This is a genomic window from Halorubrum vacuolatum (assembly GCF_900188065.1).
GTDB lineage: Archaea > Halobacteriota > Halobacteria > Halobacteriales > Haloferacaceae > Halorubrum > Halorubrum vacuolatum.
Genome location: NZ_FZNQ01000044.1, coordinates 1 through 7,477 on the forward strand (window position 1 = coordinate 1; position 7,477 = coordinate 7,477).

Annotated in this window: 8 protein-coding genes; all 8 read left to right on the plus strand. The window is 47.7% G+C overall.

The features are described 5' to 3' along the window. Window positions 1–318 precede the first annotated feature (318 nt). The 8 genes from CHB65_RS16410 (at window position 319) to CHB65_RS16440 (ending at window position 7,425) form a co-directional block, all read left to right on the plus strand. The gene (locus CHB65_RS16410) at window positions 319–1,956 is read left to right on the plus strand and encodes a M48 family metalloprotease (RefSeq protein ID WP_089386092.1); all 1,638 of its coding nucleotides are present in this window, start codon (window positions 319–321) and stop codon (window positions 1,954–1,956) included. Between the two features lie 64 nt (window positions 1,957–2,020). After that, window positions 2,021–2,332, plus strand: a complete 312-nt coding sequence (locus CHB65_RS16415) for a hypothetical protein (RefSeq protein ID WP_089386093.1) — start codon at window positions 2,021–2,023, stop codon at window positions 2,330–2,332. 113 nt (window positions 2,333–2,445) lie between these two features. After that, window positions 2,446–3,402, plus strand: a complete 957-nt coding sequence (locus tag CHB65_RS16420) for a DUF932 domain-containing protein (protein WP_245810018.1) — start codon at window positions 2,446–2,448, stop codon at window positions 3,400–3,402. 133 nt (window positions 3,403–3,535) lie between these two features. After that, entirely contained in the window at window positions 3,536–3,751 is a 216-nt protein-coding gene (locus CHB65_RS17585) for a hypothetical protein (protein ID WP_179213712.1), read from the plus strand. Between the two features lie 38 nt (window positions 3,752–3,789). After that, window positions 3,790–4,194 carry a hypothetical protein gene (locus CHB65_RS16425; RefSeq protein ID WP_089386095.1) on the plus strand — a complete coding sequence of 135 codons (405 nt, stop codon included), beginning with the start codon at window positions 3,790–3,792 and terminating at the stop codon, window positions 4,192–4,194. A gap of 315 nt (window positions 4,195–4,509) precedes the next feature. Beyond that, the gene (locus CHB65_RS16430; RefSeq protein ID WP_143420474.1) at window positions 4,510–5,748 is read left to right on the plus strand and encodes a hypothetical protein; all 1,239 of its coding nucleotides are present in this window, start codon (window positions 4,510–4,512) and stop codon (window positions 5,746–5,748) included. A 178-nt stretch (window positions 5,749–5,926) separates the two neighbouring features. Then, the gene (locus CHB65_RS16435; protein ID WP_089386097.1) at window positions 5,927–6,157 is read left to right on the plus strand and encodes a hypothetical protein; all 231 of its coding nucleotides are present in this window, start codon (window positions 5,927–5,929) and stop codon (window positions 6,155–6,157) included. 50 nt (window positions 6,158–6,207) lie between these two features. Beyond that, window positions 6,208–7,425 carry a DEAD/DEAH box helicase family protein gene (locus tag CHB65_RS16440; RefSeq protein ID WP_089386098.1) on the plus strand — a complete coding sequence of 406 codons (1,218 nt, stop codon included), beginning with the start codon at window positions 6,208–6,210 and terminating at the stop codon, window positions 7,423–7,425. Window positions 7,426–7,477: the final 52 nt, after the last annotated feature.

Below are 7,477 nucleotides of genomic sequence, written 5' to 3' on the forward strand. Positions count from 1 at the left end.
GCGGAAGAGTACCTTTTGCACAACTGTACTCTCCCGCTTCATCTCCAACGTTCTAACGGACTATCGCCTCGCCGTCACCGGATTCAATAGAACCGTTCTTTTCTGATTACAAGGGTAGAGGTAGAGGCAGCCATGAGCAGCCGGTACCGGAAATTGCTCGTGTAGAGTATGGTGAAAAACGTTTTTTCGCATTTAGAACTGAGATGGCGGAAGGCGATGTGAGGTCGTGTTACGTTTTCACTTGGGAGCAGTTTGATAATACAATTGGAGACGATAGCTGGGCCGATCCGTTGGACGAAATACCCCGCTTCTCATAGTATGTGGCTTCTTGGGAGGAGAGCTGAGGTGTGTGCTGCGATACCTAACCAAGAAATATTGGCGTCGATACCGTCCGAGCCTTCGGAAGAGGGAGTTGACCTGAAGTTCGAAGAGTATGTCGTACAGGGCTTTCTGCCTATCCAATTTAATTGGGAAGCAGAGCTTGTGGAGGATGAATACAGGATCGTAGAGAAACTCTATGTCCCATTTAGATGGTATCTGATTTTTTCAATGTCATTTCTATTCGTACTGAGTTCTATTATTTTTCTTAGAACTATTGGAGGCTTTAGCCCAATATTATTTTTATCAGGGCTTATGATTTCATTTCTGGCTTTCACTTTATCAGTGCTCTATCTACTGAATATTGAGACGCCTACTACCGGCTTGTTTCATGGTTCAAGATACATGATCTACACGTTCCCTATAGCCTCTCTACTTGTTTTGCTGATCCCGATTAAACTGATTGCAGCTTTCGCACCTATCTCTCTTGCCGTGTTATCACTCCCACTTTCAGCAGCATTACTCATGGTTTTCGTAGTTCTGCACGAACAGTTTGTAACATCTTCAAGGAAGATACAAAGAAAAATCGTCATATCTGGGAGAGAGTTACCGCTCGTTGTGAGCAACTATCTCGTGAGTATATTTTTCTCTTCGATCATAGTCGGCTCGTTTCTTTACTCGTATCGATACGGTGGAATGGTCCTGTTTGAGGCCTTCCCTGTCATTCTTCCGGCACTGCTTTCTTTTGCTGTGCTGGCGGTGTACGTCATATTCTATAACAATTCGATGAAGATCTGGGAGTCGGAGTCGTTGAAGTTCCGGAACCAAGGCCAGACCGGTAAGAGCTCTCCTATTTTAGCCGTGATTATAATAATGTCTTCTCTACTGTTTGCGGCTGTCTCATACCAGTATTTTCAGATACTGTTTGAGGTGGTGGTACTGGATCACTCTTTGGGGTTCCTGTTCTTTACGTTGATTATAGGCCTGCCTATCTGGTATTTTGTTTTCGGTGCCGTTTTTCAGGCCTACCAGTTCTCTAGTTTGTTTTCAGACGTTAGTTTGAGTTCGGAGAAAGAGGATTTTGACCATGTCTTATCGGTTGATGTTGATGTTTATTTGTATGACTCTGATGAGTGGTTTGCTGGGGCTTTGGGATTTCCCCAGGGGATTGTAGTATCGAAAGGATTGGTAGATGATCTTTCTCGGGGTGAGCTTGGTTTTGTGCTTGCGCATGAGGAGGCTCATTTGAAGTCCGGGGATGCATGGCTTACTGTGGTTTTAGCTATTTTTTCTGTTTTGACGTTCAGCGGTAAGAACGTGGTTTTTTCGACTTTTGATTTTCGCGGGAGAGAGTTTGAGGCGGATCGCCGGGCTGTGTCGAGACTGGATAATGTTAGCGATGCTATATCGGTTCTAGATAAGTTCGAGAATAATGTTGCCGCCGGCAGGTTCCCAGGTTTTACCTCGATTTCTCCGACCATGATTTCGTTTGAGCCCAGTAATACTGGCTCACTGAGAGGCATGCTTTTTGAGTTCTACTACGGCGGTTTTGCGGTAAGTGATGCTCATGCGTCTTTCAACGAGAGGAAAGAAAGAATAAAAGTAGCTGTTGATCAAGAAGTCTACTCTCCACCATAGGAAATCAGGCCTGTAACGTCTTTGATATACTAACCGTTGTAACTGTTTGATAGGTGGTTGAAGAGTGAAAGAACTGTACGACAATATTTTTGAGGCACTGTATGAAGAGGCTGTTCCAGGCTTAGAGGAGATCGAGGAGTACGAGTATTCAGGCGAGACACCGGTTAATTACCTGCATTTCTTAGATGGTGATCGTCAGATCGAGGTTATTGAGGAGTACTGTGAGGAGTACGGTGTTCCGGTCGGTGATAGAAAGCAGGTCAAGTTCAACCTGATTCTCGGGAAGTCTCCGTCGAGTTCACTTGAAAATGTGAATAATGCGAGAGAGGATGAAGGCCTGAAGCCGGTTGAGGAATTCTTGGATGAATCAGTTTGAGGCTTTTTTCTTCATTTGAAATGGGGTGTCTCGTTTCTGTGGTAATGTCTTGGTTGTAATTACTGGTTGAAAGGTGATACACGATTAAAGGAGAACAGTACAGGTTTGATGGTTTGGATGAGCTTTATGAAACAGCAGAGTTGCTTCCGGAGGTGAGTCGTCACGATGTTTATGCGCATCAGGATGAGCTGGATGAGTGGGAGCGGGTTCCGTACAGGGATAGTTTGTGGACGGATGATGGCCGGGCTACAGGCGTTGTTTCCAGTAATGAGGATTTCTATAATGTGATTCAGTACGGTGATGTGTTGGAGACGGTCGGTGATGCTATTGATCGGCATGGCGTGGTTCCCAGTGGAGAAGTTTCTCTTTCCCCGACTGCTCATCGAATGAGTGCGGACATTAATTTTGACGGAGCTACTGTTTACGCTAACAGGGATGATCCGATCGACTTAGGATTACACGTTAAATCGGGTCACAGTGGTTTCCACGGTTTGAAGTATGATGTCGGGGCGGAGCGCCAGGTGTGCAGTAACGGTATGACGGCTTTCGTATCGGAACTAGGTTTTGACCAGACTCACGGCGAACCGTTCCAACCCGGTTTAGCGTACAACGCAGTTGATGCTATCGTTGAAAGCCCTGCGGAGATAGAGCACAGGTTGGCAGAGGCACAGAACCAGGAATTAATGAACCAGGATGAAGCACTCTTGGTTTTGATGGAGACCGGTATCGGCCGCTTCCTTGAGAACCCAGTTCCTGACTTACTTAATGCGTTATACGATGAAATAGAAGATCCGGAGAACCCGACTCTTTGGGAGACGTACAATGCAGGAACACGCGCATTAACCCACTACACCCAAGACGTACCGGAGTACAACTTGTCCGACGGCTTCGAGAATGTCTCCCAACTCCTAGAAGATGGTACCAACAGTATTCCTGAGCCCGAGAGACTTGGTCAACGAGCGGTCAAGAATCGCTCCAGGACCATAATCGAGAACAGCGGCGAACCGTACTGGGAAGGCGAAACCGAATCACTCCGAGAACTAATGGAGAAACACGAGATCCAGGCCTAAAAACACAGGAGGTGATGAAGTAATTACAGACTACGAGGAAGAGGATCCGTTAGCTGCTTGGGAAGCTGCTTTTCTCCCTGATTGGACTTGGGAGGCCTATGATAAGAAAGAAGAAGGCCTGTATTTTGGCCGTGTGAAGTCCCCTATCACGTATGATCGATGGGAGTACGGTTATTTCAGTAAGGATCAATTGAAACAGGCTGGTGCCTACCGTATCGATCTTGACCCGGATGATAGTGCACCGTTGTTTCCGGATGGCGGTGAAATAGAAGATATTGTTGGAGTGTATGAAACCGAGTTAGAAGCATTGCTAGAGGAAGGTGATCCACGATACAAAGAAAAGGAGTAGATGAACTCATAGACGAATACGTCGAGAAGAAACGGTTTGTGGAAGAGGAGAAACCGTACTGGATGAATCTCACCGGGGGAACCTCTTTTTCTGGCGAACTCCGTTACGAACTAGAGAACTATTTCCCAGAGGCCCATTACAAGAAGGCGATCGACCAAGCCTTCAATAACCAAGCAGAGGAGGAGTTGAGGCCTGACGGGGGAAGCAGAACGCAGTATTACTGGAGTGGAGAAGACGGAGTCGTATACCACACCGAAGCGGGAGATGAACTGGTGGATCCCTTCTTCGGCTCAGTAGAAGAAGCAGAAAGATACCTGGAAAACCTAGCCGACCTCAACGGAAAAGAACCGTACAACGGCCTAGTACTCAGAAAATCCGGTAACCGAAAAGTGATGGAAGCAACAGAGGTCCTCACCGAACAATCAGGCCTCACCGACTGGTGATCTAAGAATCAGCGAATTAAGACTTGAGCTGGATTCGGGAGGTGATCGAGTATAAGTCAGGACGTTTTCGGGGTTGATGTTGATGGCTGGGTTGAGCAGAATCGGAGCCGTGACCTGTACGAACTGGTCCGTGAGCCGATTCAGAATGCGTTAGACACTGGTTCTGATCTTAGTGTCCGGGTTGATTACGGAGATCAAAGCGTTGTCGTCGAGGATTATGATCCAGAGGGCGTAGAGGACCTCTCCCAGTTTTACGATTTGTTCTCCGGCAGCAAGCAGTACGACCCTGAGAAACGAGGCCGATTTGGACGCGGTGTGAAAGAGTTCATCGGCGCAACTGAGGAAACCGTGATCTCCTCGACCGGCGGAGGCATCAAGTTCAGCTTCGATACCGTGTATGATGAGGCCTTAGATGAGTACCGGGTTGAGTCCAGCCGAGAAATGTTTCCCGGTGCGGAGAGGGACCGCGGTACTGTCGTCTATGGTTCGAACTCTGATTGGAGCCAAGATGATCTACAACGGGTGGAAGATTTTGTCAGCGACCTTTGGATGCCGCGTGACCGCGAACTGTATCTGGAAACACGCAGGCCTTACACTGAAGAGGTGATTACCGGTGTGGAGCCGGACGCTGTATTAGAAAACCAGTATTTGCCGACGATAGTCTTTGATGAAGGTGTACAGAGGGAGAAGCATCGGCGCACTCCTGTAGAAGTAAACAAGGTTGAGCCAGGCGAAGGAGGAATCTATGAACTGGGTATCCCCGTTACGAGCGATGAAGAGTTCCCGTTCTTGTTTAATGTACATCAGAAGACTCCGGTTACGGAGCGTAGAAACGAACTGGATAACAGTTACCGAACTGAATTGATGCGGTCACTGATCGATAACCGTCTGGATCTCTTGGATGACGACGAACTGGGGGAAGAGTATGTGACTCAGTATCTCTCACAGTTCAGTCACAAGACCAGTAATAAGACTCAACAAGAGTATATTTCCCGGAGGTTCGGCACTGACCCCAATGAATTACTGGTTTACAGTGATTCGACGCCGGATATGGCGGTTACTTGGGCAGTGCAACGCCAGTTACCGATGGAGAACTTAGGCGAGTACAGCCGTAACATAAGCGGGATACTCAATAATCAGTGCCCATCGGTTCAGGAATGGTTCAACGAACAGACCAGTGAGCGATCCATCGAGCCTGTCGAAACACTTGGAGAGGAGCAGGAAGATCTTATACGGTACTTCGAGGAAGAAATTTTAGGCCGTACCAGCGCCGGCGACGTCGACTTCAAGTTAGCATACATCAGCGAGGACACGGAAGACGGACAGACGCACGCCACGTACAGCCCGGTAGATGAGACAATTTACTTGAACGCGCTAGCCGATGACTGGAGTTCCCCAACACCACGCAGGATCGGAACCGCATTACACGAAATCGGGCACCACGAAACAGACCCAGAAAGAGACGGGCACGGACCCCGCTGGTACCACGCAGTCGAAGAACTCAGCGGCGAAGTAATCCAAAACCTAGAACAAGAACTCGAAAACCTCGAATAAGAAAGGCCTCAACGGTGATGAACCAATAGAAGAACTCAGAGATGAATACGGTAGAACCCTTGGAGAACAAATCTGCGACCAAATCCTACACGAATACTACCAAAATGAAAAGAGGCACGTCCTCGACGAACAGTACGCATCTGATACCAGTCATCAAGACGGAGATCTTCCCTACCGGATGCAGATAACATACCAAGACGGAGGCCCATCCTACTTTATCAACGACTACTTCCCCCACCTACATTTCCAAGCCGCAGCCGCACTAGCAGATCAGGATTATGATTTACTGGTTGAGTACTGGGGTGTCAGGGACACCAACTTAGAAGACTTAGAAATTGAGTCACAGGCCTTGGAAAAGCTGAGAGAAGATGGAGCCGCCGGAAATATCAGTGAGCTTGGTCTGGAATAGATATTCTTGCTGAGCACAAATTTATAGGCGTCAGGTATTAAATTCTACATATGAGTGATAAGCTTCCAGAACAACAATCAAGAGAAGTAATCGATTCTCAGCTTGAACGAGCTGGCTGGAAGCAGTTAAGCGAAGCAAGCGGGACCGGATATATTGAGGAGTATCCTACAGCTTCTGGGCCTGTTGATTATGCTTTGGTGGTTGAGGGGGAGATCCTAGCCCTAGTAGAGGCGAAGAAGGCCGATTATAATTCTTCTGCTGCCTTTGCTCAAGCAGAGCGTTACGCACAGGATTTAGAGACATCCTATAGCTTTGGTCACAAGAACCAGTATCACGTCCCGTTCGTGTTTACCGCCAATGGCAACAAAGTGGAGATGAAGGATCTGCGTGAATATGCGAGCAGTGCGAAACGAGAATTAAGAGGTTTTCATAGGCCGGAGGCCTTGGAAAAGATGCTAAAAAAGGATCTTGAGAGTGCCTTTGAGTGGTTAGAGGCCAATCCTGTTGAAGATACTCACGGGTTCCTATGGGATAACCAGAAGGGAGCTATCGCCGGCGATGACAATCAAAAAGGGATTGAGCAAGGCCTCAGAGAAGGAAAGAGGAAGTTATTGGTTCAGATGGCGACTGGTACTGGGAAAACCTGGATGGCTGCTGCTGAAATTCACAGGCTGTTAAAATCAGGCCTTGTTAACCGTGTGCTGTTTATTGCTGACAGGACTAACCTGGCGAAGCAGGCCGAGAGAGCATTCAGTAATTTTGACGCGGGAGGCGGTTTAGATCTCGGAGAGATCTATGAGGTCGATAGGGTGAAGAATGGAGAGTATCCTGATAAGGCCGAGATAGTGGTTTCAACGCTTCAGAGTATGTATAGCTTATTAGAGAACCATGATGAAGTGAAAATCCCTCAAGATGCGTTTGACTTGGTAATCACTGACGAAGTTCACAGATCGATTTACGGCGAATGGAAGGTCGTTCTAAGCCATTTTGATAGCTATCAGATTGGTCTAACTGCCACCCCTGCTGAGCACACACTTTCTTTCTTTGGCAGCAGGAGCAATTGGGTCTACAAGTATAGGTACTGGGAGGCGGTTGATGATGGGAAGGTCGTGCCGTATGAAGCGTATCGGATACAGACCGGTATTACAATGGAGGGCTTGGAGTATGAGGGTGAAGAGTACAGGCCTTCTCAGTTGGAAAGAGAGATCACAGTCCCTGACCGGAACGGTTCTATTGAATCCGGTGACGGCGAGGCGATAGTCCGTTAGAACGTTGGAGATGAAGCGGGAGAGTACAGTTGTGCAAAAGGTACTCTTCCGC